Source organism: Nitratidesulfovibrio oxamicus, assembly GCF_015731765.1.
Taxonomy (GTDB): domain Bacteria; phylum Desulfobacterota; class Desulfovibrionia; order Desulfovibrionales; family Desulfovibrionaceae; genus Cupidesulfovibrio; species Cupidesulfovibrio oxamicus.
On sequence record NZ_VRYY01000627.1, the window covers coordinates 1 to 1,065 of the forward strand.

At 71.3% G+C, this 1,065-nt stretch carries 2 protein-coding genes; both read right to left on the reverse strand.

Annotation, left to right across the window (positions count from 1 at the left end; all coding sequences use genetic code 11):
- A partial coding sequence (locus FVW20_RS16400) for an ATP-binding cassette domain-containing protein (protein ID WP_196610431.1) occupies nucleotides 1-219 on the reverse strand: 219 nt, incomplete at its 3' end.
- Nucleotides 212-991, reverse strand: a complete 780-nt coding sequence (locus tag FVW20_RS16405; protein WP_196610432.1) for an ABC transporter ATP-binding protein — start codon at nucleotides 989-991, stop codon at nucleotides 212-214. The genes FVW20_RS16400 and FVW20_RS16405, both read right to left, overlap by 8 nt.
- Between the last annotated feature and the right edge of the window lie 74 nt (nucleotides 992-1,065).

Below are 1,065 nucleotides of genomic sequence, written 5' to 3' on the forward strand. Positions count from 1 at the left end.
CACGATGCCCGCCGGGCGCGGCGGCAGCGGCGCGCCGTCCAGCAGGATGGACCCGGAGGCCGGGCGGGCAAGGCCGCTGACGAGCGACAACAGCGTGGTCTTGCCCGCGCCGTTCATGCCCAGCAGGCACACCGCCTCTGCCGCGCCCACCGAAAGGGAAACGTCGAACAGCACCTTTGCGCCGCCGTAGGAAAAGGAAACGTCGCGCAGTTCAAGCATGCAGGCCGAACTCCTCGCCCCCGCCAAGGTAGGCGTTGACCACTTCGGGATTGCGTTTCACCTCGCCGGGGGCGCCCTCGGCGATCTTGGCGCCGGAGCACAGCACCACCACGGCGTCGCTCACGCGCATGACCAGCGACATGTCGTGCTCGATGAGCAGCACGGCCACCCCGCGTGCGCGCAGGGCCAGGATCAGCCCGCCCATCTCGTGGGTTTCCGCCGGGTTCAGGCCCGCCACCGGTTCGTCCAGCAGGATCATGCGCGGTTCGCCCACCAGGGCGCGGGCCAGCACCAACCGCTTCTGGTCGCCATAGGGCAAAAGCCCGGCGGCCTCGTCGGCCCGATCGGCAAGGCCCGTGAACTCCAGCGCCCGCAGGGCCGCGTCGCGCATGGCCCGTTCGGTGCGGCGCACGCCGGGCAGGCGCAGCATGCTGGAGAGCATGCCGGTGCGCACGTGGCCGTGCAGCCCCACCATGACGTTTTCCAGCAGGCTCATGGAACCGAACACCCGCAGGTGCTGGAAGGTACGGGCAAGGCCCAGGCGCGGCAGGCGGTGGGCCGCCATGCCGGTGATGTCCCGCCCGCCGAAGGTCACGGTGCCGGAATCAGGCAGCACCATGCCGGTAACGCAGTTGACCAGGGTGGTCTTGCCCGCGCCGTTGGGGCCGATGAGCGCGGTGATGGCCCCGGCCTGCGCCGTAAAGCTGGCCGCGTCCAGCGCGCGGATGCCGCCGAAGGCCACGGAAAGGGCGCGTACCGCCAGCAAGGTCATGGCCGGGCCTCCCCGCCTTGCGGCGTGCCATCCGACGAACTGCCGGACACTCTGCCCGCGGAGCCACCGGGCGC